This is a genomic window from Paraburkholderia sp. RL17-383-BIF-A (assembly GCF_046028015.1).
Lineage (GTDB): Bacteria > Pseudomonadota > Gammaproteobacteria > Burkholderiales > Burkholderiaceae > Paraburkholderia.
Map to the genome: position 1 here is coordinate 358,077 of NZ_JARESR010000002.1, position 23,981 is coordinate 382,057.

Sequence of the window (23,981 nt, forward strand, 5' to 3'; positions counted from 1 at the left end):
AACACAGGCAACAAGCGCGTGGCTAAACCCAAGACGGTGTACATCTGTAGTGAATGCGGCGGGCAATCGCCGAAATGGGCCGGCCAGTGCCCCTCATGCAATGCCTGGAACACGTTGGTCGAGTCGGTGGCGGAAGCGCCTTCCACGCACCGCTTCCAGTCGCTCGCGAAGAGCGCGCCGGTGCGCCGTCTCGCCGATATCGAAGCGTCCGACGTGCCGCGCTTTTCCACCGGCGTGAGCGAGTTCGACCGCGTGCTCGGCGGTGGTCTGGTGCCGGGCGGCGTGGTGCTGATCGGCGGCGATCCGGGCATCGGCAAATCGACGCTGTTGCTGCAATCGCTTGCGGAAATCGCCGCTGACAAACGCGCGCTTTACATCAGCGGCGAAGAATCCGCCGCGCAGATTGCGTTGCGCGCGCAACGACTTTCGCTGCTGGAGCCGGGCTCGAAGGCGAGCGAACTGCAACTGCTGGCCGAAATCCAGCTCGAAAAAATCCAGGCGACGATCGCCGAGCAGCGACCCGATGTCGCGGTGATCGACTCGATCCAGACGGTCTATTCCGACGCGCTGACTTCCGCGCCGGGCTCGGTCGCCCAGGTGCGCGAGTGCGCGGCGCAGCTCACGCGCATTGCCAAGCAGTCGGGCACCACCATCATCATGGTCGGCCACGTGACCAAGGAAGGCGCGCTGGCGGGGCCGCGCGTGCTGGAACACATTGTCGATACGGTGTTGTACTTCGAAGGCGACACGCATTCGTCGTATCGTCTCGTGCGCGCGATCAAGAACCGTTTCGGCGCGGTGAATGAGCTCGGCGTGTTCGCCATGACCGAGCGCGGCTTGCGCGGCGTGGCCAATCCGTCGGCGCTGTTTCTGTCGCAGCATGAGCAGTCGGTGCCGGGTTCCTGCGTGCTGGTGACGCAGGAAGGCACGCGGCCGCTGCTGGTCGAAGTGCAGGCGCTCGTGGACGCCGCCAACGCGCCGAACCCGCGGCGCCTGGCGGTCGGCCTGGAGCAGAACCGGCTCGCGATGCTGCTGGCGGTGCTGCACCGGCATGCGGGCATCGCGTGCTTCGACCAGGACGTGTTCCTGAACGCCGTGGGCGGTGTGAAGATTACCGAGCCCGCCGCCGACCTGGCCGTGCTGCTCGCGATCCACTCGTCCATGCGCAACAAGCCGTTGCCCAAGGGGCTGGTGGTGTTCGGGGAAGTGGGTCTCGCCGGTGAAATCCGGCCGTCGCCGCGCGGTCAGGAGCGTCTGAAGGAGGCCGCCAAACTGGGCTTCTCAGTCGCGGTGATTCCCAAGGCCAATGCGCCGAAGCAGCCGATAGAAGGCTTACAGGTCGTTGCGGTCGAGCGGATCGAACAGGCCATCGACCGGGTCCGAACGCTCGAATAGACGGGGCTCGTGCGCCTCCAGGCGCCCGCCGCTCCGTAATGGCCGGTAAATATCTCCATATTGGCTGTAACCTGCCGGACATTCCTTTTTCCTAAGCTGCAAGGGTTTGCATCCCTTCCGGTGCCCGAAAAAGGATCGCGCCTTGAAACAGTCATATGAAACCGTAGCCGAGCGGCCGATACAGGTGCGCGGTTGCCGCGTCTCCGCGCCCATTCGCCAGCCATGGGGCGGCGCCTGCCGGATCGTCGAGTGGATCGACACGGCGGGGCAGATTTCGCGGCGGGTGGTGGCCGAACACGCCACGGCCGCCGAAGTCCGCGCGACGATCGACCGTCATGTGGAAGGCCGCAAGCACATGCTGTACGACGATGAAAAGACGCCGCGTCAGACCTTGCCGCGGCAGACTGCCGCGCGGCGTTGAGGGCGTTGAGGGCGGTAAGGCGCGGCTTCTCCCGCGCGTTACCGGACCAACCGGTCTTCCTCGTCTTCGCCGCGTACGTTCGCCGCATCGTAAGCCTGCGGATTGAACAGCGGATGGCGCGCGGCTTCGGCCGCTGTCAGCACTGGCGAGACACAGCAGTCGAGCGCCTCCAGCATCACCACCCATTCTTCCAGCGGACGCTTGCCGATCACCTCGGCGAGTTCCTGCGTGAGCGCGGCTGCGTCCGGGCCACCAATGGCCTGGCCGAGACTCCAGTGGCGCGTGGCCCATTCGGGCCGGTCGAGCGCCATGCAGAGCGTTTCCCAGAACTTCAATTCGAGCGCGCCGACCGCGAGCCAGCGGTTATCGAGTGTGCGGTAGAGGTTGTAGCAGGGCACGCCGCCATTCAGCAGACCGGCGCCTGCGGCCGGCGCCGCGCCTTCATTGGCGAGCGCAACCTGCGCCACGACGTTGTGCGCGTAGGTGACGTGCGTCATGGATACGTCGACGAAGCGGCCTGTGCCGCCGCGCGACACCTGCCATAACGCCGCGAGAATCTGCGTGACTGCGCTCAAGGCACCGCCGAGCAGATCGGCAATCTGAAAATTGGGCAGGATCGGCGCGCCGTCACGGCCCGCCAGTTGGTCGAGCACACCCGCGTAGCCGATGTAGTTCAGATCGTGACCGGCGTGATCGACGAATGGACCGCTCGCGCCGTAGCCGCTGATCGCGCAATAGACCAGCCGGGGATTGACCGCGCGCAACGTGTCGTAGCCGATGCCGAGCCGCTCCATCACGCCGGGCCGGAAACTCTCGATCAGCACATCCGCTTCGGCCGCGAGCGCGCACAGCACGTTGCGCCCCGCCTCGGATTTGAGGTCGAGGCGCGTTTCGCGCTTGCCGCGATTCACCAGCCGGTAGAACGCGCCGGGCCGCCCGGCCACGCGATCGCTCGACGATTGCATCATCGTGCGGGTGGGGTCGCCGGCGCCTGGCGCTTCGATCTTCAGCACATCGGCGCCCAGCTCGGCCAGCCGCAAGGCGGCCACCGGCCCCGGCAGCAGGCGAGTCAGGTCGAGCACTCGCAAACCTTGCAGCGCGGGCGGCGCGGGACTGGCCGATGAGCTGGCCGGTGACCTGGCCGATGACTTGGCCGATGACTTGGCCATCGTTGCGGCCGTTGAGACGGATGATGTCGCAGAAGACAAAGCCAACCTCTCGTCGATGCCGGCGCGGACCTGAAACAGCGTGCCGCTAACCGATTTGTTCGAGTTCCTCGTGAGTCTCGAGCCATTCGGCTTCGAGCGCTTCGAGGCGCGCGTTCACGTCTGCCTGACGGCGGATCGCCTCCGTCAGTTTGCTTTTCTGTGCGGGCTCGTAACTCGCCGGATCGGCGACGAACGCATCGAGCGTCGCTTTCTCCGCGTTGAGCGCGTCCATTTCCTTTTCGATCTTGGTGATCCGGCTTTGCAGCGGTTTTTTCAGATGCGCGAGCTTCTGACGCGTTTCGGCTTCGAGGCGCCGCTGTTCCTTGCGGTTGACGCCGTTGTCCGCACCGCCGTCAGCGCCATTGCCGCCGTTCGACGCCGTGCCCGCCTTGAGCGCCGCGCGCTGTTCGGCCGCGTGCTGAAGCAGCCAGTCGCGGTAGTCGTCGAGGTCGCCGTCGAACTCCTGCAGGCGATGTTTCGCGACCAGCATGAACTGATCCGTGGTGGCGCGCAGCAGGTGCCGGTCGTGCGACACCAGAATGAGCGTGCCTTCGAACTGGGCGAGCGCCATGGTCAGCGCGTGACGCGTTTCGAGATCCAGGTGATTGGTCGGTTCGTCGAGCAGCAGCAGGTTCGGCTTTTGCCAGATGATCAGCGCGAGCGCGAGGCGGGCCTTTTCGCCGCCTGAGAAGGGCGCGATCTTCGAGGTCGCCATCTCGCCGGAAAAGTTGAAGCTGCCGAGGAAGTCGCGCAATTCCTGCTCGCGCGTGTCCGGGGCGAGGCGCGCGAGGTGCTGCAACGGCGTGTCGTCGGGGCGCAGGGTTTCGAGCTGATGCTGCGCGAAATAGCCGATGCGCAGCCCCTTGCCTTCCCGCACGTGGCCGCCGAGCGCCTCGAGCGTGCCGGCGAGCGTCTTGATCAGCGTGGACTTGCCTTGGCCGTTCGCGCCAAGCAGACCGATGCGCTGCCCGTTCTGGATCGACAGCATGACGTGATCGACGATCGGAATCTCGACGCCCGGTTCGTCTTCGCTGCGATAGCCGCAGCGCACGTCTTCCATCACCATCATCGGATTCGGCGCGGAATCGGGCGTGCGGAACTCGAACGTGAACGGCGAGGCCGCATGCGCCGGCGCGATCAGCTCCATCTTTTCCAACGCCTTGACGCGGCTTTGCGCCTGGCGCGCCTTGGTGGCCTGCGCCTTGAAGCGGTTGATGTAACTCTGCAAATGCTCGACCGTGCGCTGCTGTTTCTCGTATGCGCTTTGCTGCAACGCGATCTGCTGCGCGCGCAGCACTTCGAATTGCGAGTAATTGCCGCCGTAGCGCTTGATCTGCTGCTGCTCCAGATGCAGCGTGACGTTGCATACGGAATCGAGGAATTCGCGGTCGTGCGAGATCACGATCAGCGTGCCCGGATAACGGGCCAGCCAGTCTTCCAGCCAGACGATCGCGTCGAGATCCAGGTGGTTGGTCGGTTCGTCGAGCAGCAGCAGGTCGGAGCGGCACATCAGCGCCTGCGCGAGATTCAGCCGCATGCGCCAGCCGCCCGAAAAGCTGCTGACCGGTTCGCGTGTCTGGTCGAGCGTGAAGCCGAGCCCTAGCAGCAGGGCTTCGGCGCGCGCGGGCGCGGTGTAACCGTCGGCGTCGGCGAATGCGGCGTGCGCCTCGCCTTCGGCCGCGCCGTCATGGGCGGCGGAGGCGGCGGCAATGCGCGCTTCGATCGTGCGTAAGGCGGCGTCGCCATCCAGCGTGTAGGCGAGGGCGGTTTTGTCCGCGGCCGGCGTTTCCTGCGCGACGTGCGCGATCTGCCAGGTCGGCGGGATCGAAAAATCGCCGCCGTCCGCATGCAGCTCGCCGCGCAGCACGGCGAACAGCGTTGACTTGCCCGCGCCGTTCGCCCCCACCAGGCCGGCCTTTTCGCCGGGATTGAGGGTGAACGTGGTGTTGTCGAAGAGCGGCTTGGTGCCGCGCGCTAGGCTGAACTGGTTAAAGCGGATCACGAAAAGGCCGGCTGGAGAAAACCGCTATTTTAGACTGCCGGGGCTGACACCGGGCGCTCAGCCGGGATCGGCCATTCGGCCGACTGTATCGGCGAAGCTTTTGGCATAGACTGACGGCTTTTACGGGGGGAGCACATGGCATCGATTTATTCGTTTTCGGCGCGCACGCTGGGTGGCGAGGAAGTGAGCCTTGGGCAGTATGACGGCAAGGTTTTGCTGATCGTCAATACGGCAAGCGAATGCGGGTTCACGCCGCAGTACGCCGGCTTGCAAAAGCTGTACGACACCTACGCGGCGCGCGGGCTCACGGTACTCGGTTTTCCCTGCAACCAGTTCGGCAAGCAGGAGCCGGGCGACGCCGCGCAGATCGGCAGCTTCTGCGAAAAGAATTACGGCGTGACTTTCCCGATGTTCGATAAGGTCGACGTGAACGGTGCGAACGCGCATCCGCTGTTCCGCTACCTGACCGGTGAAGCGCCGGGTGTGCTCGGTCTGGAGGCGATCAAGTGGAATTTCACCAAGTTTCTGATCGACCGTGACGGCAACGTGGTGAAGCGTTACGCGCCGCTGACGAAGCCCGAGGCGATTACCGAGGATATCGAAAAGCTGCTGTGAGACGCGGTGGGAAACAAGAGTTGGCCTCGCGTCGTCGCTAAAGGCCGGTACTGTTGCGACACGGCTGCAGCGCAAGCGCCCTTACGGCCTTGGGTTAGTCCTGGGCGTTAGTCCTTAGCGCGGCTGCCTTGCTGGACTGCTTAGAATCGGCAGCCGGCCGGCTGGGCGCGGGCGCCGACTTCAGTTTCACGCCGTTGCGGCGAATCAGCGCTGTTTGCAGCAGCGCGGCCTCACAGAATTGGCGAAAACAGCCGCGCTACGTGCATGAGCACGCGCTTCAAGGCGCTTGCCTGCCGGTACTCGTTGCGGTCGATTTCGCGCGATTCGGCGAAGTCGGCCAGCAGCATCGTTTCGACCTCTTCGGCGAAGCCGCGATCCACGGTCAGCACCATGATCTCGAAGTTCAGGCGGAACGAGCGGTTGTCGAGGTTGGCGCTGCCGACTGCCGCGGCCACGCTGTCGATCAGCACGACCTTCTGATGCAGGAAGCCCGGCTGGTAGCGGAAGATCCGGATGCCCGCGCGCAGCGAGTCATACGCATACAGCTTCGAGGCCGCGAACACGACGAGGTGATCGCGCCGGCTCGGAATCAGAATGCGTACGTCCACGCCGCGCAGCGCCGCGAGCCGTAATGCCGAGAACACGGCTTCATCGGGAATCAGGTAGGGCGAGGTGATCCAGATCCGCTCGCGCGCCGCATTGATCGCTTCGACGAAAAAGAGCGAGCAGGTCTCCTGCTTGTCCGCCGGGCCGCTCGGCACCACGAGGCAATGCATGCCCCGGCCGCCATCAGGCTGGATGGCCGGAGGGGGCGGCATGTCGAATTCGGGCAACTGCTGCGTGGCCCAGTGCCAGTCTTCGGTGAAGACGAACTGAATGCTTGCGACCGCGGGGCCGCGCACTTCGATATGCGTATCGCGCCATGGCGAAAGTGGTGGCTTGCCGCCGAGATATTCCACGCCCACGTTGTGTCCGCCGACAAACGCGCGTTCGCCGTCCACCGAAACGATCTTGCGGTGATTGCGGAAGTTCACCTGCAGACGGTTGACGAAGCGGCGATGGGTGGCGAACGGATGCGTCTCCACGCCGCCCGCGCGTAGCGCCGCCACATAGCGGTGAGGCAGATCGAAGCTGCCGATGCTGTCGTACAGGAAGTAGACGCGCACGCCCTGTTTTGCTTTCGCAATCAGTGCGTCTTTGAGCATCTCGCCGAGCGCGTCGTCGCGCACGATGAAGAACTGCACGATTACGTAACGGCGCGCATTCTCGATCGCCTCGAAGATGGCCTCGAAAGTCGCCGCGCCGTTGACCAGTGTGCGCACCGTGTTGCCGGGCAGAAACGGCATGCCGCCAAGACGCGTGAGCGAATGCACGAGCCTGCCGCCCAGCTCCAGCGTGGGCAGGTTCGCCGACGAAGCGCGCGTGTCCCATTCCGGCGGATGCGCGCGTGTGCGCAGCAGTTCGTTTTCGACGCGGCGCGCGTCCGCATAGCCGGCAAACTTGCTGCGGCCGAGGAACAGATACGGGATCAGCGTCAGATAGGGCATTGCGACCAGCGACACGGCCCACGCAATCGCGCCTTGCGATGTGCGGGTGTTCAGAATCGCATGGCACGCCGCGACCACGCCGAGAATATGGCAGAGGCCGACCAGCGTGCCGATGTGAAGCAGGTCGAATTGCATAGGTGGACGAAGGGTTGGCGAGGGGCTGGCCTGGCTGGCTCGATGAGCGCCGGGTAGCTGAGCTCGCCCATCTTACCGAACGCGCGTGCATTCGGGGCGCGTGCGGCTCGAGGCGGGCGGTTTTGCTGCGCGAGCGCAGCAAAACTTTAGACCGGCAAATCAGCCGCCTGAATCAGGAACACGTTGTCGTCGCCGGCGCTGGTCGACAGCCAGACCAGATCGAGGCCGCCGAACGCCGCTTCCACGTGCGCGCGCTCATTGCCGATTTCCACCACCAGCACGCCTTCATCGGTCAGCCAGTTGCGCGCTTCGGCGATGATCCGGCGCACGATGTCCATGCCATCGGCGCCGCCCGCCAGCGCCATGTCCGGCTCGTGCTTGTATTCTGCGGGCAGTTCCTGCATGGACGCGGCGTTCACGTACGGCGGGTTGGTGATGATCACGTCGTAGCGGCGCTCGGCGAGCGGCGCGTACAGATCGCCTTCGAACAGGGCGATGCGGTCGTCGAGCTTGTAGTCCGTGACGTTGCGCGTGGCGACTTCCAGCGCGGGCGCGGACAGATCCACCGCGTCGATATCCGCGTTCGGGAACGCATGGGCCGCGAGAATCGCGAGGCAGCCCGAGCCGGTGCACAACTCCAACACGGCGCTCACCTGTTCGGGATCTTCCACGTAGGGCTGCAAACCGTCCTGCAGCAGTTCGCCGATGAACGAGCGCGGCACGATCACGCGTTCGTCCACATAGAAGCGGAAGCCGTGCATCCACGCTTCCTGCGTGATGTAGGCGGCCGGCACGCGCTCGGTGGCGCGGCGCTCGATCACGTTCAGCACGGCGTCGATTTCAGCGGCGCTCAAACGCGCGTCGAGAAACGGCTCCAGCAGATCGAGCGGCAGATGCAGCGTGTGCAGGATCAGATAGGCGGCTTCGTCGTAAGCATTGGCCGAACCGTGGCCGAACGACAGATCGGCCTGGTTGAAGCGCGAAACCGCGAAACGCAGCAGGTCGCGAACGGTGGAAAACGGGAGCGTCATCGCAATAGTCCTTGGGTCACGCAATCAGTTGTTCGAGCACGCGGCGGTACACGTTTTTCAGCGGCTCGATGTGTGCGACTTCGATATGTTCGTCGATCTTGTGGATGCTGGCGTTCAGCGGGCCGAATTCGATCACCTGCGGGCAGATGCGCGCGATGAAGCGGCCGTCCGAAGTGCCGCCGGTCGTCGACAGTTCGGTGGTCACGCCGGTTTCGTCCTTGATCGCCTTGGCAAGCGCGTTCGACAGATCGCCGCGCGGCGTGAGGAACGGCAGCCCGCTCACGGTCCATTGCAGATCGTAATCGAGCCCGTGTTTGTCGAGAATCGCGTGCACGCGCGCCTGCAAACCTTCCACCGTGCTCGCCGTCGAAAAACGGAAGTTGAACATCACGTCCGCGTGGCCGGCAATCACGTTGGTCGCGCCGGTGCCGCTGTGAATGTTCGACACTTGCCACGTGGTGGGCGGGAAATATTCGTTGCCGTCGTCCCAGCGCTCCGCCACCAGTTCGGCGAGCGCGGGCGCGAGCAGATGCACCGGATTTTTCGCCAGATGGGGATAGGCGATATGGCCTTGCACGCCCTTGACGATAAGCTTGCCGGACATCGAACCGCGCCGGCCGTTCTTCACCATATCGCCGAGCTGCGCGCTCGAAGTGGGTTCGCCGACGATGCAGTAGTCCATGCGTTCGCCGCGCGCCTGCAGCGCCTCGACGACCTTGATGGTGCCGTCGGTGGCGGGGCCTTCTTCGTCGCTCGTGATCAGGAACGCGATCGAGCCGCGGTGCGCCGGGTGCGCGGCGACGAACTCCTCGCTCGCCACCACGAAGCCCGCGATCGACGCTTTCATGTCCGCCGCGCCGCGGCCGTACAGTTTGCCGTCACGCTGGGTCGGCTCGAACGGCGCCGAGTGCCACTGTTCGAGCGGGCCGGTCGGCACCACGTCGGTATGACCGGCGAATGTGAGCAGTTTGCCCTCAGTGCCGTCGACGCCGCGTTTCACGGCCCACAGGTTGGTCACGCCGTTCGATTCGATCGTCTCGTGCTCGAAGCCGAGCGCGGCCAGGCGTTCGATCAGGAGGCGCTGGCAATGCTGGTCGTCGGGCGTGACGGACGCGCGCGCGATCAGTTGTTCGGTAAGGGCGAGGGTGCCGGACATGGATTCGATACAAGCCACTTTGAAATGAAAAAATGCCGGCTGGCGGTTGAACACCGCAGCCGGCAACAGCTTTTGAGCCACGCGACCAGGGTCGCGTTTTACTACGTTTTGCGTTCGCGGCGCCGGCGCATGGACTCGCGCCAGACGGCTAGCAGATCCGGCGGCGCTCAACTCCGCGCGCCGGATCCGACGAACAGTGCTGCTCTTACGCAAACAGCGCTTCGTACTCGTCCGCGGAAAAACCGAGCGATTTCACGCGCCCGTTGACCACCAGCACCGGCCGCTTGATCACCGACGGCTTGTGGATCATCAACGCGATCGCGCCCGATTGCGTGTCCGCGGCCGCCTTCATGTCGTCGGACAGGGCGCGCCACGTGGTGCCGCGACGGTTCAGCAACGCGTCGAGCTTCACGTCTTTCAGCCAGTCCTGCACGAGCGGTTCGGTCACGCCATGCTTCTTGAAGTCGTGGAACTCGAACTCGACGCCGTGTTCTTCCAGCCACACGCGGGCTTTCTTCACGGTGTCGCAGTTCGGGATGCCGTAGACGACGGTTTTGGTGCCGCGCGCCATCAGTCGCCTCGCAGCAGCTCGTTCAGGCCGACCTTCGCACGCGTCTTGGCGTCGACCTTCTTCACGATCACGGCGCAGTAGAGGCTGTGCGAACCGTCTTTCGACGGCAGGTTGCCCGCCACCACCACCGAACCCGCCGGAATGCGGCCATACGTGACTTCGCCGGTTTCGCGGTCGTAAATCTTGGTGCTCTGGCCGAGGTACACACCCATCGAGATCACCGAATTCTCTTCGACGATCACGCCTTCCACCACTTCCGAACGCGCGCCGATGAAGCAGTTGTCTTCAATGATGACCGGGTTCGCCTGCAGCGGCTCCAGCACGCCGCCGATGCCCACGCCACCCGACAGGTGAACGTTCTTGCCGATCTGCGCGCACGAACCGACGGTGGCCCACGTGTCGACCATCGTGCCTTCGTCCACGTACGCGCCGATGTTGGTGTACGACGGCATCAGCACGACGTTCTTCGCGATGAACGAGCCGCGGCGCGCGATGGCGGGCGGCACCACGCGGAAGCCGCCGGCAGCGAAGTCTTCAGCGGTGTAGTTGGCGAACTTGGACGGCACCTTGTCGTAGAACTGCGAGTAACCACCCGCAGGCATGGGCGCGTTGTCTTCCAGACGGAACGACAGCAGCACGGCTTTCTTCAGCCACTGATTGACGACCCAGTCGCCGTCTTTCTTCTCGGCGACGCGCAGTGCGCCCTTGTCCAGTTGCTCGATGGCGTGGGCGACGGCTTCGCGCACGTCGGCCGGAGCGGCCTTCGGCGACAGTTCGGCGCGGTTTTCCCAGGCGGTGTCAATGATCTGCTGAAGTTGTTGCGACATATGCGTGCTTTATCGAAGAGTTGAAGTCTGAAGAAGGGGATGCGGTGCGCGAGGGTTGCAATCAGTGAAGACTCAACCCGCCAGCGCACGGCAAAAGTCGACGATCCGCTGCGCGCCTTGCGTGCATTCGTCGACGTCGGCGACGAGCGCCATGCGCACGAAATTGCGGCCGGGGTTCACGCCATGCGCTGTGCGCGCGAGGAACGAGCCCGGCAGAACCGTCACATTATAGTCGGCGTAGAGGCGCTGGGCGAACTCGGTGTCCGTGAGGCCCGTGCGCGAGACGTCCGCCCACAGGTAGAACGCGGCATCCGGCAGGCGCACGTCGAGCACCTCGGCGAGCATTGGCGTGACCGTGGAAAACTTCTGCACATACTTCGCACGGTTCTCGCGCACGTGCGCCTCGTCATTCCAGGCGGCGATGCTGGCATTCTGGAACACGGTCGACAAGGCCGCGCCGTGGTATGTCCGGTATAGCAGGAAGCTCTTGAGAATCGCCGCGTCGCCCGCGACGAATCCCGAGCGCATGCCCGGCACGTTCGAACGCTTGGACAGGCTCGATAGCATGATGAGCCGCTCGAACCCGCGGCCGAGCTTGTGGGCCGCTTCCAGACCGCCGAGCGGCGGGCTGGCTTCGTCGAAATAGATTTCGGAGTAGCACTCGTCCGAGGCGATCACGAAACCGTAGCGGTCCGACAGCGCGAACAGTTCGCGCCAGTCGTCGAGCGTGAGCACCGCGCCGGTCGGATTGCCGGGCGAGCAGACGTAAAGCAGCTGCGTGCGCGCCCAGATATCGGCCGGCACCGCCGAATAGTCGCAGGCAAAGTTGCGCGCCGGGTCGCTATTGACGAAGTACGGCTGCGCGCCGCCCAGAATCGCCGCGCCTTCGTAGATTTGGTAGAACGGGTTCGGACAGAGTACGATCGCAGGCTCGCCGTCAGCATTCTTTTTCGGGTCGAGCACGGTTTGGGCGAGGGCGAACAACGCCTCGCGCGAACCCGATACCGGCAGCACCTGGGTGGCCGGATCGACCGGCGGCAGGTTGTAGCGCTGCGTAACCCACTTCGCGATCGACTCGCGCAGGGCAGGCGTTCCGATCGTGGCCGGATACGCGGACAAGCCGCCGAGCGAGGCCACCACGGCGTCGCGGATCAGCGCCGGCGTGGGGTGTTTCGGCTCGCCGATGCCGAAGCTGATATGCGCGAGGCCGGCGTTCGGCGTGACGTCCGCGAAAAGCGCGCGCAGCTTTTCGAACGGGTAGGGCTGAAGGGAGTCGAGTAGCGGGTTCACTGGGCGGATCGAGCCTGATCGAAGATGGGCGCTGACGGATGCAGAAAGAAGCGGCGCACGCGCTGGCGGCGGTAAAGCGCAAAAACACGCTCGAAAGATGGCAGCAGCGGCGAGCGGATGATTATAGCGTGGTGAGCCTGGCGTGGCGGGCCTACCGTGGCGCAGGGTTTCGCGGGCGGGCCTGAGCCGGCGGCGCCGCGCCGCGCCACGCCAGGCCCGGCCCGGCCAGTTGAACGGTCAAGCAGATTAGGGACCCCGCGCCGGCAAGCACCGGCGCAACCCGCCAGGTGGCGCAGGCAATGCGCTGCAGCGGGAACGACGCGAGCCGCCGACGGTTCGCGCAAGCAAGAAGCAGGAGCAGCAATGTACGCAGCAGCCCCGGAGACATCCGGACACAACAGGCGCGGGAGCGCCGCGGTCCGTGACAGACACACCCCGAACGCCTCCGCAAGGAGTTCCGCACCATGACCAACTGGCTTCGCAACGGTTGGCCCACGCTCGCGATCATGCTGGGCGCGTCGGTGTGGGGAATGATCTGGTATCCATTGCGCATGCTGAATGCGCTCGGCGTGACCGGCACGGCAGCCAGCGCGCTGACGAGCGGCGCCGGCTGCCTGTTCGTGCTGCTGGTGCGGTATCGCGCGCTCAAGACTGTGCGCTGGCACTGGCTGCTGCCCGCTCTCGCGCTGGCCGCGGGCATCACCAACCTCGGCTTCGTGTGGGGTTCGATTCATGGCGAGGTGATGCGTGTGTTGCTGCTGTTCTATCTCACCCCGGCGTGGACCGCGCTCTTCGCGCACTTCATCCTGCATGAGCGGCTCACGTGGTCGGGGGCGGGGCTGGCCGCGCTGTCGCTAGCCGGCGCGATGACCATGTTGTGGTCGCCGCAACTGGGCATTCCCGTGCCGGGCAATCTCGCCGAATGGGCGGGCCTCGCGGGCGGCATGGGCTTTGCCATGAGCAACGTGCTGATTCTCAAGACGAGCCGCGTGTTGCCTGATATGAAGCCGGAAATGCGCACCGCGACGATCTTCGGCGGCGCGGCGATTTTCGGCGCCTGTGCTTCGCTATTCGAGGCGATGCCCGCGCCGCCCACCGGCGCGCATCTCGGCACGGCCGCGTTACTGGTGCTCGGCCTCGGTTTTCTGCTCGCGTCGAACAATATGCTGGTGCAGTACGGGCTCGCGCGCGTGCCGGCCAACCGCGCTTCGATCATCATGCTGTTCGAGATCGTAGTCACGGCGTTGTCGGCGTGGCTTTTCGCCGGCGAGACGCCCGGTCCGCGCGAATGGGCCGGCGGCGTGTGCATCGTGCTGGCCTCGGCGCTGTCCAGTTGGGTGCATCGGACCAAGGCCATGCCGCCCGATCCGGCCATTCAGGAAGAAAGCCTCGTGAATGAACGCAATGCAGACCTCGGCGAGCACAAGGACGGCAAGAACCCTCCACGCGCGATGGTATGATTGCCCCTCATTAGCCGGCACATGTCTGAACGCATGAAGCCGGCACCCGTGTCCCGAGGGTTTGTTGGGTTTCGCGGGCCGTGTCGCTCTTTCGGCGAACGGCTGGCGCGGCCTTCACGAGCCACCCATTTTTTCCCTTTTCAAACAGCGAAATCGCCGTGCGTCTGACCTCGATCAAACTCGCTGGCTTCAAGTCATTCGTCGATCCCACGCATTTCCAGGTTCCGGGCCAGCTAGTCGGCGTGGTCGGACCGAACGGGTGCGGCAAGTCCAATATCATCGACGCCGTGCGCTGGGTGCTCGGCGAATCGCGCGCCTCCGAGTTGCGCGGCGAATCGATGCAGGACGTGATCTTCAATGGCTCGACCGCGCGCAAGCCGGGTAGCCGCGCCAGCGTCGAACTCGTGTTCGACAATGCCGACGGACGTGCCGCCGGCCAGTGGGGGCAGTATGCCGAAATCGCCGTCAAGCGCGTGCTCACGCGCGACGGCACCTCGAGCTACTACATCAACAATCTGCCGGCGCGTCGCCGGGACATTCAGGACATCTTCCTCGGCACCGGTCTCGGGCCGCGCGCCTACGCGATCATCGGGCAGGGCATGATCGCGCGCCTGATCGAGGCGAAGCCGGAAGAGTTGCGCGTGTTCCTCGAAGAAGCCGCAGGTGTGTCGAAGTACAAGGAACGCCGCCGCGAAACCGAGAACCGGTTGCACGACACGCGCGAGAATCTGACGCGGGTCGAGGACATCGTCCGCGAACTGGGGGCGAACCTCGAGAAGCTGGAAGCGCAGGCGGTGGTCGCCACGCGTTACAAGGAATTGCAGACCGACGGCGAAGAGAAGCAACGGCTCTTGTGGCTGTTGCGCAAGAACGAAGCCGGCAGCGAGCAGGAACGCCAGCAGCGTGCGATCGAACAGGCCCAGATCGATCTCGAAGCGCACACTGCGAAGCTGCGCGAAGTCGAAGCGCAACTCGAAACGCTGCGCGTCGCGCATTACTCCGCGAGCGACGCGATGCAGGGCGCGCAAGGCGCGCTCTACGAGGCAAATTCTGAAGTCAGTCGGCTCGAAGCCGAGATCAAGTTCATCGTCGAATCGCGCAATCGCGTGCAGGCGCAGATCGCCGCGCTGAATGCGCAGCGTGAGCAGTGGCAGTCGCAGGCGCAAAAAGCGCAAGACGATCTCGCGGACGCCGAAGAACAACTGGCCGTTGCCGAAGAAAAAGCCGCGCTAGCCGAAGACGAAGCCGCCGCCAAGCACGACGCGATGCCCGCGCTCGAAGCGCGCTGGCGCGATGCGCAAACGGAGTTGAACGCCGAGCGCGGCGGGATCGCGCAAACCGAACAGGCGCTCAAGCTCGAAGCCGCGCATCAGCGCAATGCCGATCAGCAATTGCAGCAATTGCAGGCGCGTCACGAGCGTTTGAAGTCGGAAGCAGGCGGTCTCGACGCCCCCGACGAAGCGCAGCTCGAAGACTTGCGCATGCAGCTTGCCGAGCACGAAGAAATCCTGCACGACGCACAAACGCGTCTCGCCGACGCGCAGGAAACGCTGCCGCGTCTGGACGGCGAACGCCGCGCCGCGCAGGAGCGCGTGCAGGCGGAAAGCGCGCAGATTCATCAGCTCGACGCGCGCCTCGCCGCGCTCAAGCAGTTGCAGGAAAACGTCCAGACCGAAGGCAAGATCCAGCCGTGGCTCGAAAAGCATGAACTGGGCGGCTTGCCGCGTCTGTGGAAAAAGCTGCATGTCGAAGCTGGTTGGGAAGCTGCGCTCGAGGCCGTGCTGCGCGAGCGGCTCGCCGCGCTGGAAGTGTCGAACCTCGACTGGGTCAAGGCATTCGCCACCGACGCGCCGCCCGCCAAGCTCGCCTTCTACGCGCCGCCCGTGGCCGGGCAGCCGTCCGTCACGCCGCCCGCGCTGCGGCCGCTGCTGTCGCTGGTGCGGATCGACGACGCGGGCATCCGCGCGGTGCTCAACGACTGGCTCGGCCTCGCGTTCGTCGCCGACGATCTGCAGCAGGCGCTCGCCATGCGCTCGCAGTTGCCGGAAGGCGGCTCGTTTGTCGTCAAGGCGGGCCATGTGGTGACGCGCGTGGGCGTGCAACTGTATGCCGCCGACTCCGAACAGGCCGGCATGCTGGCCCGTCAGCAGGAAATCGAAAATCTGGCGCGCCAGGTGCGCGCGCAAGCCTTGCTCGCCGACGAGGCGAAGGCCGCCGCGATCCGCGCCGAAGCCGCGCACACGCAAGCCGCCCAGGCCTTGACCGAGGTGCGTCAGCAGGCGGAGCGCGCCACGCAGCGGGTGCACGCCTTGCAGATGGACGTGCTCAAGCTCACCCAGGCGCACGAGCGTTACACGCAGCGCAGCACGCAGATTCGCGAGGAACTCGAAGAGATCACCGCGCAGATCGAAGAGCAGCGCGCCATGCGTGCGGAGTCGGAAGCGAACTTCGAGCGTCACGATGGTGAGCTGGCCGAATTGCAGGCGCGTTTCGAAGATCATCAGCTGGCGTTCGAGGCGCTCGACGAACAACTCACCGCCGCGCGCGCTCAGGCCCGCGATCTCGACCGCGCCGCCACCGACGCGCGCTTTGCCGCGCGTAACATGGCGAACCGCATCGACGAATTGAAGCGCAGCATTCAGGTCGCGCACGAGCAGAGCGAGCGTGTCGCGGCGTCGCTGGAAGACGCGCGCGCCGAGCTGGAAACGATCAACGAGCAGACCGCGCACACCGGCTTGCAGGACGCGCTCGACATTCGCGCGGTCAAGGAAGAAGCGCTGCACGCCGCGCGCCTCGAACTCGACGATCTCACCGCCAAGCTGCGTGCCGCCGACGAAACGCGTCTCACGGCCGAGCGCGCGCTGCAGCCGTTGCGCGACCGGATCAACGAATTGCAGTTGAAGGAACAGGCGGCGCGCCTGAACGGCGAGCAGTTCATCGAGCAACTGGCCGCGGCCGGTGTCGACGAGGCGCAATTGCAGGCCAAGCTCACGCCGGACATGAAGCCGTCGTATCTGCAGGGCGAAGTCACGCGCATCAACAACGCGATCACCGCGCTCGGTCCGGTCAACATGGCCGCGCTCGACGAACTGAAGGCGGCGACCGAGCGCAAGTCGTTCCTCGACTCGCAATCGGCCGACCTGAACAGCGCGATCGAAACGCTCGAAGACGCGATCCGCAAGATCGACGCGGAAACGCGCACGCTGTTGCAAGGCACCTTCGACCAGGTGAACCAGCATTTCGGCGAACTGTTCCCGCGTCTGTTCGGCGGCGGCCAGGCGAGGCTGATCATGACCGGCGACGAGATTCTCGACGCCGGCGTGCAGGTCATGGCGCAGCCGCCGGGCAAGAAGAATTCGACGATTCACCTGCTGTCGGGCGGCGAAAAAGCGCTGACCGCCACCGCACTGGTGTTCGCGATGTTCCAGCTGAATCCCGCGCCGTTCTGTCTGCTCGACGAAGTGGACGCGCCGCTCGACGACGCCAATACGGAACGCTTCGCGAACCTCGTGCGTGCGATGTCGGACAAAACCCAGTTCCTTTTCATCTCGCACAACAAGATCGCGATGGAAATGGCGCAGCAGTTGATCGGCGTGACCATGCAGGAGCAGGGCGTGTCGCGGATCGTTGCCGTCGACATGGAAACGGCTGCGGGTTTCGCCCAGAATATCGTTTGAGTTGCGCTTGAGTTGCGCTTGATTTGCTTTTGAGTCGACATTCGCGGGTGTCCGCGTTCAGCGCAGCGGCCGTTGGCCGCGCGACACGTGAGCCGGGCGTAGAAGCCGCGCAGATAAAAGAATTGCTGATGGAGCATGCATGGACGAGTTGACACTCGGTTTGATCGGCGCGGGTGCCGTGGTGGTCGGGGGCGTGGTCGTGTACAACGCATGGCAGGGCGCGAAGGTGCGCCGCAAGATGCCGCGGCCAATGCCGGCCGACACCGCCGAGAACTTCGCGCGGGACGATCAGGAGGAACAGAGCCCGTTCATCGAGCCGGCCCGGCCGACCACGCGCCGCGAGCCGGTGGTGGGCGCCGAAGCGGCAGGAGAAATCGCGGCGGCGCGCGTCGAGCCGACTTTCGGCGGCCCCGCTACAGCGGCTGCGCCACTCGATACGCCGGCCGATATTCAGGCCGAGACGACCACGCCGAACGGCTACCCGGAAGCCGAGGGCGTGGCTGAAGCCGAAGGCGGCGAGCACGCGCAGGCCGGCAAGTCCGCGCAAGCCGCTCACCAGACCGACGAACCGGCCGAGCCGATTCTGCCAGCCGCCACGACGATTTCGTCCGCGCCGCCGGCTATCGTCGATCGCCGCATCGACTGTATCGTGCCGATTCGTTTGAATGGCCCGGTCGCTGGCGACAAGGTGATCCCGCTTGCGCAACGTCTGCGCCGCGCGGGCAGCAAGCCGGTACATATCGAGGGCAAGCTCGAAGGCGGCGCGTGGGAACTGCTGCAAAACGGCGCGCGCTACGAAGAGTTGCGCGCGGCCGCGCAGTTGGCCAATCGCAGCGGCGCCCTCAACGAACTGGAGTTCTCCGAGTTCGTCACCGGCGTGCAGCAATTTGCCGACGCGCTGGATGCGTCGCCGGAATTTCCCGACATGCTCGAAACGGTGGCGATGGCGCGCGAACTCGACGGCTTCGCCGCGCAGTGCGACGCGCAATTGTCGATCAACGTGCTCTCCGACGGCGCGCCCTGGTCCGCCAACTACGTGCAGGCGATCGCGTCGCAAGACGGGCTGCTGCTGTCGCGCGACGGTACGCGTTTCGTCAAGCTCGACGCGCGGCAAAGCCCGGTGTTCATGCTGCAATTCGGCGACACCAACTTCCTGCGCGACGACCTCACCTACAAGGGCGGCCAGATGATCACGCTGGTGCTCGACGTGCCGGTGGCCGACGAAGACATCCTGCCGTTCCGCCTGATGTGCGACTACGCAAAATCGTTGGCTGAGCGTATCGGCGGGCGGGTGGTCGACGACGGCCGCCGTCCGTTGCCGGAGACCGCGTTGCTCGCGATCGAAAAGCAGTTGATGACGCTCTATGCGAAGCTCGAACAGGCGGGGATTCCCGCGGGTTCGCCGGCCACGCGGCGCTTGTTCAGCCAGTAATCTTTTACGTTTTTACCGATGTCCGCAGCGGCCGCACGATGTGCGGCCGTTGTCGTTTCAGGCGGCGGTTTCGCGCGCGGCCGAGGACCGGATGCACCCCGTGCCGAAACTGGCCATTCGGCCGATGTAAAGGGGCACGCTTCCTGCGATAATCCAATGTCTGATTTTCACTGAAGAACCTTCCGACAGCATGGCCCGAACCCCCGTCTCACCCTCCGCAAGCAGTGCCCCGGCAGAGCGCGCCGCGTGGCTGCGCGCGGAACTCGAACGCGCCAATTACGCGTACTACGTGCTCGACCAGCCGGACCTGCCCGACGCGGAATATGACCGGCTGTTCAAGGAACTCGAGCGCATCGAGACGGAACATCCTGACCTGATCGTGCCGGATTCGCCCACTCAACGCGTGGGCGGCGAGGCGGCCAGCGGTTTCGAGCCGGTCGTGCACGACCAGCCCATGCTGTCGCTGAACAACGGTTTCGCGGACGAAGACATCGTTGCATTCGACAAGCGTATCGGCGATGCGCTCGGCAAAAACGCGAGCGAGCCCCCGGTGCCGGTCGATTACGCGGCCGAACTGAAGTTCGACGGCCTTGCCATCTCGCTGCGTTACGTCGACGGCGTGTTCGTTCAGGCGTCCACGCGCGGCGACGGCACGACCGGCGAGAACGTTACCGAAAACGTCCGCACGATCCGCTCCATTCCGCTCAAGCTCAAGGGCAAACGCGTGCCGGCCGTGCTCGACGTGCGCGGCGAAGTGCTGATGTTCAAGCGCGATTTCGAGCGTCTGAATGAACGTCAGCGGGCTGCTGAACAGAAGGAGTTCGCCAACCCGCGCAATGCGGCGGCGGGCAGTTTGCGGCAGCTCGATTCGAAGATCACCGCACAGCGGCCGCTGTCGTTTTTCGCTTATGGAATCGGCGTGCTCGAAGGCATGGACATGCCGGCCACGCATAGCGAACTGCTCGACTGGTACAAGGAACTCGGCTTGCCGGTGAATGGCGAACGCGCGGTGGTGCAGGGCGCAGAGGGCTTGCTGGGGTTTTTCCACGCCGTTGGCGAGAAGCGCGAGAAGCTGCCGTACGACATCGACGGTGTGGTGTACAAGGTCAACCGGCGCGATGAGCAGGAGGCGCTCGGTTTCGTGTCGCGCGCGCCGCGTTTCGCGCTCGCGCACAAATTCCCCGCGCAGGAGGCGCTCACCAGACTCGTCGCGATCGACGTGCAGGTGGGCCGTACCGGTGCGATTACGCCGGTGGCGCGGCTCGAGCCGGTGTTCGTCGGCGGCGCGACGGTCACGAACGCCACGCTGCATAACGAAGACGAAGTGCGCCGCAAGGATATCCGGATCGGCGACACGGTGATCGTGCGGCGCGCCGGCGACGTGATTCCCGAAGTGGTGAGCGCGCTGCTCGACCGGCGTCCTGAGGATGCCCGCGAGTTCGTCATGCCCACGCATTGCCCGGTGTGCGGCTCGAATATCGAGCGCTTGCCGGACGAGGCGATTGCGCGCTGTTCCGGCGGACTGTTCTGCCCGGCGCAGCGCAAGCAGGCGCTGTGGCATTTCGCGCAGCGGCGCGCGCTGGATATCGACGGACTGGGCGAAAAGATCATCGATCAACTGGTCGAGCAGAATCTCGTGCGTACGCCGGCCGATCTGTTCAATGTCGGCTTCGCGACGCTCGCCGAACTCGACCGCTTTGCGGAAAAGTCCGCGCAAAACCTGCTCGACTCGCTCGAAAAGGCCAAGCACACCACGTTGGCGCGCTTCATCTACGCGCTCGGTATTCGCCATGTGGGCGAGTCCACGGCAAAGGACCTGGCCAAGCACTTCGGCTCGCTGGATCCGATCATGGACGCGTCGGTGGAAGCCTTGCTGGAGGTCAACGACGTCGGGCCGGTAGTGGCCGAGTCGATTCATCAGTTCTTCGCCGAAGAGCACAACCGCACGGTGATCGAACAACTGCGCGCGCCGGGTAAAGTCACGTGGGCGGAAGGGCCGCCGGCGCCGAAAGCGCCTGTGGGCGTGCTGGCCGGCAAGACGGTCGTGTTGACCGGCACCTTGCCGAGCCTCGCGCGCGAAGAGGCGAAGGAAATGCTGGAGGCCGCCGGCGCGAAGGTGGCTGGCTCCGTGTCGAAGAAAACGGACTATGTGGTGGCGGGAGCCGAAGCTGGCAGCAAGTTGGCGAAGGCCGAGGAACTCGGCATTCCCGTACTCGACGAAGATGGTATGCGTAAGCTCCTGGAGGGGCAGTTATGATCCGCGAAATTCTTAAGATGGGCGATCCGCGCCTTTTGCGTATTGCCGATCCGGTCGATCACTTCGACACGCCCGAATTGCATGAACTCGTGAAGGACATGTTCGAGACCATGCATGACGCCAATGGCGCGGGCCTTGCCGCGCCGCAGATCGGCGTCAATCTGCAGGTGGTGATCTTCGGCTTCGGCCACAACGAACGTTATCCGGACGCGCCGCCGGTGCCGGAAACGGTGCTGATCAATCCGACCATCACGCCGGTCTCGCAGGACATGGAAGAGGGCTGGGAAGGCTGCCTGTCGGTGCCGGGCTTGCGCGGCGCGGTGAACCGGTTTTCGATGATCAAATATCACGGCTTCGACCAGTACGGCAAACCGATCGATCGCGTCGCGGAGGGTTTTCACGCGCGCGTCGTGCAGCATGAGTGCGATCACCTGATCGGCAAGCTCTATCCGATGCGGATCAACGACTTCGCGAAGTTCGGTTTCACGGAAGTGCTGTTTCCGGATATGGATCCGAATAGCGACGATTGAAGCTGTTAGGGTGATGTGCCGCGGGGTGATGAACCACCGCGGGTGTTCCTATAGCGGAACCATTGAAGTCGAAGCAGAATTGACGGATAGCGGCAAACTGGCGCGTCTCTCGGACCTGGTGAAGCGTGAGACTCGTCCAGCGTCGTCCACGCTGACAGGCGGCAGGGCGTCGGAAGGGCCGGCTCATTAGCAAACGACCCCACGTTTTCGAACAAACGTGGGGTCGTTTTGCACCGCCGCCTTGCTATCGACCGGGTGAGGATCTAACCGCGCCCTCAGCACCGGACACATAGTTTCAGAACGATTCGTCGGCTGACAGGTAGCGCCATTGCCCAGGCGGCAGCGCGCCCAGCATCACACGGCCCATGCGCACGCGCTTCAGGCCGATCACTTCGAGGCCGACCAGTTCGCACATGCGGCGAATCTGGCGCTTCTTGCCTTCGCGCAGCACAAAACGCAATTGTTCGCCGTTCTGCCAGCTGACCTGCGCGGGTTTGAGCGGCACATCGTCGAGCGACAGGCCGTGCCGCAGCAGCGCCAGACTTTCCGGCGGGAAGTGGCTTTCGACGTCGGTGGTGTGCTCGCCGAACGCCACGCGCACGAGATACTCCTTGTCGATTTCCGAATGACCGCCGATCAGCTGCTTCGCGATACGGCCGTCCTGAGTCAGTACCAGCAAGCCCGTCGAGTCGATATCCAGACGGCCGGCCGGTGCGAGCTGGCGCAAATGCGCGACCGAAAAGCGAATGTCCGAGCGGTCGCCCTCCCAGCGGTTCTCCGGCGTAACGAGCGTGATGGCCGGTTGATAACCGTCTTCCGCCTGACCCGAGACGAAGCCCACTGTCTTGTGGATCAGCACTGTCACCTGGCTTGCTTGCGCGGCTTCGGCGGCGGGGTCGATCTCGATACGCTGGTCCGGGCGAACCTTGGTGCCGAGCGTGTCGATGCGCTCGCCGTCCACCATCACCCAGCCTTTTTCGATCCACTCGTCGGCTTCGCGGCGCGAACACATACCGAGTTCCGACATCAGCTTGGACAGGCGCAAAGTGCCCGGCGCGTCTTCGTAATCGCGACGCGGCGTGCGCGGCGTGGCATCGACTTCGGAATCGCGCTCGCTTCGTGCTGCGCCGCGCGGCTTGTCGGCGCGCGCGGGCCGCTCGTCGCCGAAGCGGCGTCCGGCGGCGGGCAAGGTCTTGTCAAAGCTGCGAGCAGGGCGCTCGGTGCGCTCGGTGCGTTCCGCGCCGCGCGCAGGACGGTCGCCGAATTCGCGTTTGGCCGGCGCGCGATCGCCGCGCTCGTCGCGCGGAGCGCGAGCCGGACGGTCAGAGCGCTCGCCGTAGCCGCTCTTAACGGGCTTGGCAAAACTGCGTTCACCGCGTTCGGACGAACCGCGCTCGCCTTCGAAACGACGCGGCGCGCTGTCGCTGCGCGGCCCGCGCTCACCGCCACGGCGCTCTTGCGGAGCGCCACGGTCGCTGCTGAAGCGCGGACGGTCGGACGCATCGCGCTCACGACGTTCCGGACGATCGCCGCGCGACGAGCCTTCGGACGGACGGCCCGCGCCAGGACGCGCACCGCTGAACGGGCGGCGTTCGCCATCGTCGCGGCGCGGGGCGCGGTCGCTGCTGCCTTCAAACCGGCGTGGCGGGCGTTCACCCTCGGTGCGACGGGGGGCGCGGTCGCTGGCACCTTCAAACCGACGTGGGGCGCGTTCACCCTCAGCGCGGCGCGGGGCGCGTTCGCTACGATCACCACTGCCTTCAAACCGGCGCGGGGCGCGTTCGCCATCGTCGCGACGCGGGGCGCGCTCGCTGCTGCCTTCAAACCGACGCGGTGCACGTTCACCCTCAGCCCTGCGGGGTGCGCGTTCACTGCGGTCAGCGCCACCTTCAAAGCGACGCGGTGCACGTTCACCTTCGGTGCGACGGAGTGGGCGTTCGCTGCGGTCAGCACCACCTTCAAACCGACGTGGCGCGCGCTCTCCCTCGGCGCGGCGCGGGGCACGTTCGCTGCCACCTTCAAAGCGGCGCGGTGCCCGCTCACCATCGTCGCGACGCGGAGCGCGCTCGCCGCTGCCTTCAAACCGGCGCGGCGCACCCGTACTGCCGGCGCCTTCGCGGCGCGGCGGCCGATCCGACGCGGCGCGCTGAGTCCCACCCGCCGTCCGCTCGCGCGAAAACGACCCTTCGGCCTTTGCCGGACGCGCACCAGCGCCCGCCGGCTTGCCGCCGGCCGGTCGCTTGCCGCTTCCAGTCGGCGCGCCAGTGCGTTCGCTCCGGGCTCCGCCGATACCCGCCGTCGACTCAGAAGGCTTCGGCCCCGCCGGGCGCGTCGGCTTACGCGCCGATGGACTTCCGGTACGGACAGGGGCGCGTTCGGACGAAGCCGGCCGCGGGTGCTTGGCTGTTAATTTGACTCGCATGAAAT

General features: G+C 65.2%; 17 protein-coding genes. 8 read left to right on the forward strand and 9 right to left on the reverse strand.

Annotated elements, in window-relative coordinates; all coding sequences use genetic code 11:
- The first annotated feature begins 18 nt into the window (after positions 1-18).
- On the forward strand, positions 19-1,395 hold the full coding sequence (radA, locus tag P0D71_RS03830; RefSeq protein WP_091800361.1) for a DNA repair protein RadA: 1,377 nt from the start codon (positions 19-21) through the stop codon (positions 1,393-1,395).
- Positions 1,396-1,537: 142 nt separating this feature from the next.
- Positions 1,538-1,816 (forward strand): DUF2866 domain-containing protein, encoded by a 279-nt coding sequence (locus P0D71_RS03835; protein ID WP_091793307.1) that lies wholly within the window; start codon positions 1,538-1,540, stop codon positions 1,814-1,816.
- Between the two features lie 38 nt (positions 1,817-1,854).
- Here the strand turns inward: P0D71_RS03835 and P0D71_RS03840 are convergent, their stop codons facing one another.
- Positions 1,855-2,913: a CaiB/BaiF CoA transferase family protein gene (locus P0D71_RS03840; RefSeq protein ID WP_408185717.1), complete on the reverse strand. Its 1,059-nt coding sequence runs from the start codon at positions 2,911-2,913 to the stop codon at positions 1,855-1,857.
- A 157-nt stretch (positions 2,914-3,070) separates the two neighbouring features.
- Complete coding sequence (locus P0D71_RS03845) at positions 3,071-5,026, reverse strand: ATP-binding cassette domain-containing protein (RefSeq protein ID WP_408353995.1); 1,956 nt, start codon at positions 5,024-5,026, stop codon at positions 3,071-3,073.
- Positions 5,027-5,161: 135 nt separating this feature from the next.
- Between P0D71_RS03845 and P0D71_RS03850 the strand changes: the two genes are divergently transcribed.
- Positions 5,162-5,641 (forward strand): glutathione peroxidase, encoded by a 480-nt coding sequence (locus P0D71_RS03850; RefSeq protein ID WP_091793311.1) that lies wholly within the window; start codon positions 5,162-5,164, stop codon positions 5,639-5,641.
- A 230-nt stretch (positions 5,642-5,871) separates the two neighbouring features.
- On the opposite strand, the gene cls is transcribed toward P0D71_RS03850, so the two are convergent.
- The 6 genes from cls to dapC form a co-directional block, all read right to left on the reverse strand.
- Positions 5,872-7,323: a cardiolipin synthase gene (cls, locus tag P0D71_RS03855; RefSeq protein WP_408479295.1), complete on the reverse strand. Its 1,452-nt coding sequence runs from the start codon at positions 7,321-7,323 to the stop codon at positions 5,872-5,874.
- Positions 7,324-7,469: 146 nt separating this feature from the next.
- The gene (gene prmB / locus P0D71_RS03860; protein ID WP_408185692.1) at positions 7,470-8,354 is read right to left on the reverse strand and encodes a 50S ribosomal protein L3 N(5)-glutamine methyltransferase; all 885 of its coding nucleotides are present in this window, start codon (positions 8,352-8,354) and stop codon (positions 7,470-7,472) included.
- Positions 8,355-8,370: 16 nt separating this feature from the next.
- On the reverse strand, positions 8,371-9,510 hold the full coding sequence (dapE, locus tag P0D71_RS03865) for a succinyl-diaminopimelate desuccinylase (RefSeq protein ID WP_408302837.1): 1,140 nt from the start codon (positions 9,508-9,510) through the stop codon (positions 8,371-8,373).
- Between the two features lie 205 nt (positions 9,511-9,715).
- A complete protein-coding gene (locus P0D71_RS03870) occupies positions 9,716-10,081 on the reverse strand; it encodes an ArsC family reductase (protein ID WP_091793317.1) in 366 nt (121 codons plus the stop codon).
- On the reverse strand, positions 10,081-10,908 hold the full coding sequence (gene dapD / locus P0D71_RS03875; protein ID WP_027213332.1) for a 2,3,4,5-tetrahydropyridine-2,6-dicarboxylate N-succinyltransferase: 828 nt from the start codon (positions 10,906-10,908) through the stop codon (positions 10,081-10,083). Before dapD ends, P0D71_RS03870 begins: the two co-directional genes overlap by 1 nt.
- Before the next feature lie 72 nt (positions 10,909-10,980).
- Positions 10,981-12,198, reverse strand: coding sequence for a succinyldiaminopimelate transaminase (gene dapC, locus P0D71_RS03880; protein ID WP_408302787.1), 1,218 nt, complete (start codon positions 12,196-12,198; stop codon positions 10,981-10,983).
- A 464-nt stretch (positions 12,199-12,662) separates the two neighbouring features.
- On the opposite strand from dapC, the gene P0D71_RS03885 reads away from it, so the two are divergent.
- The 5 genes from P0D71_RS03885 to def all read left to right on the forward strand — a co-directional run bounded on the left by P0D71_RS03885 (position 12,663) and on the right by def (position 21,554).
- Positions 12,663-13,658, forward strand: coding sequence for a DMT family transporter (locus P0D71_RS03885; RefSeq protein ID WP_091793321.1), 996 nt, complete (start codon positions 12,663-12,665; stop codon positions 13,656-13,658).
- A gap of 158 nt (positions 13,659-13,816) precedes the next feature.
- Positions 13,817-17,335 carry a chromosome segregation protein SMC gene (smc, locus tag P0D71_RS03890; protein WP_408302783.1) on the forward strand — a complete coding sequence of 1,173 codons (3,519 nt, stop codon included), beginning with the start codon at positions 13,817-13,819 and terminating at the stop codon, positions 17,333-17,335.
- A 139-nt stretch (positions 17,336-17,474) separates the two neighbouring features.
- Positions 17,475-18,767: a cell division protein ZipA C-terminal FtsZ-binding domain-containing protein gene (locus P0D71_RS03895; protein WP_408479296.1), complete on the forward strand. Its 1,293-nt coding sequence runs from the start codon at positions 17,475-17,477 to the stop codon at positions 18,765-18,767.
- 190 nt (positions 18,768-18,957) lie between these two features.
- A complete protein-coding gene (ligA, locus tag P0D71_RS03900; protein WP_408479297.1) occupies positions 18,958-21,024 on the forward strand; it encodes an NAD-dependent DNA ligase LigA in 2,067 nt (688 codons plus the stop codon).
- On the forward strand, positions 21,021-21,554 hold the full coding sequence (def, locus tag P0D71_RS03905; RefSeq protein WP_408479298.1) for a peptide deformylase: 534 nt from the start codon (positions 21,021-21,023) through the stop codon (positions 21,552-21,554). Before ligA ends, def begins: the two co-directional genes overlap by 4 nt.
- 295 nt (positions 21,555-21,849) lie before the next feature.
- Here def and P0D71_RS03910 read toward each other — a convergent pair whose 3' ends face one another.
- On the reverse strand, positions 21,850-23,976 hold the full coding sequence (locus tag P0D71_RS03910) for a pseudouridine synthase (RefSeq protein ID WP_408479299.1): 2,127 nt from the start codon (positions 23,974-23,976) through the stop codon (positions 21,850-21,852).
- Positions 23,977-23,981: the final 5 nt, after the last annotated feature.

Coding starts and splice junctions, on each gene's coding strand:
- prmB (WP_408185692.1), bottom strand. CDS start 8,354: ATGACGCTCCCGTTTTCCACCGTTCGCGACCTGCTGCGTTTCGCGGTT.
- P0D71_RS03870 (WP_091793317.1), bottom strand. CDS start 10,081: ATGGCGCGCGGCACCAAAACCGTCGTCTACGGCATCCCGAACTGCGAC.
- P0D71_RS03885 (WP_091793321.1), top strand. CDS start 12,663: ATGACCAACTGGCTTCGCAACGGTTGGCCCACGCTCGCGATCATGCTG.
- P0D71_RS03910 (WP_408479299.1), bottom strand. CDS start 23,976: ATGCGAGTCAAATTAACAGCCAAGCACCCGCGGCCGGCTTCGTCCGAA.
- cls (WP_408479295.1), bottom strand. CDS start 7,323: ATGCAATTCGACCTGCTTCACATCGGCACGCTGGTCGGCCTCTGCCAT.
- P0D71_RS03895 (WP_408479296.1), top strand. CDS start 17,475: ATGGACGAGTTGACACTCGGTTTGATCGGCGCGGGTGCCGTGGTGGTC.
- dapD (WP_027213332.1), bottom strand. CDS start 10,908: ATGTCGCAACAACTTCAGCAGATCATTGACACCGCCTGGGAAAACCGC.
- P0D71_RS03850 (WP_091793311.1), top strand. CDS start 5,162: ATGGCATCGATTTATTCGTTTTCGGCGCGCACGCTGGGTGGCGAGGAA.
- def (WP_408479298.1), top strand. CDS start 21,021: ATGATCCGCGAAATTCTTAAGATGGGCGATCCGCGCCTTTTGCGTATT.
- ligA (WP_408479297.1), top strand. CDS start 18,958: ATGGCCCGAACCCCCGTCTCACCCTCCGCAAGCAGTGCCCCGGCAGAG.
- dapE (WP_408302837.1), bottom strand. CDS start 9,510: ATGTCCGGCACCCTCGCCCTTACCGAACAACTGATCGCGCGCGCGTCC.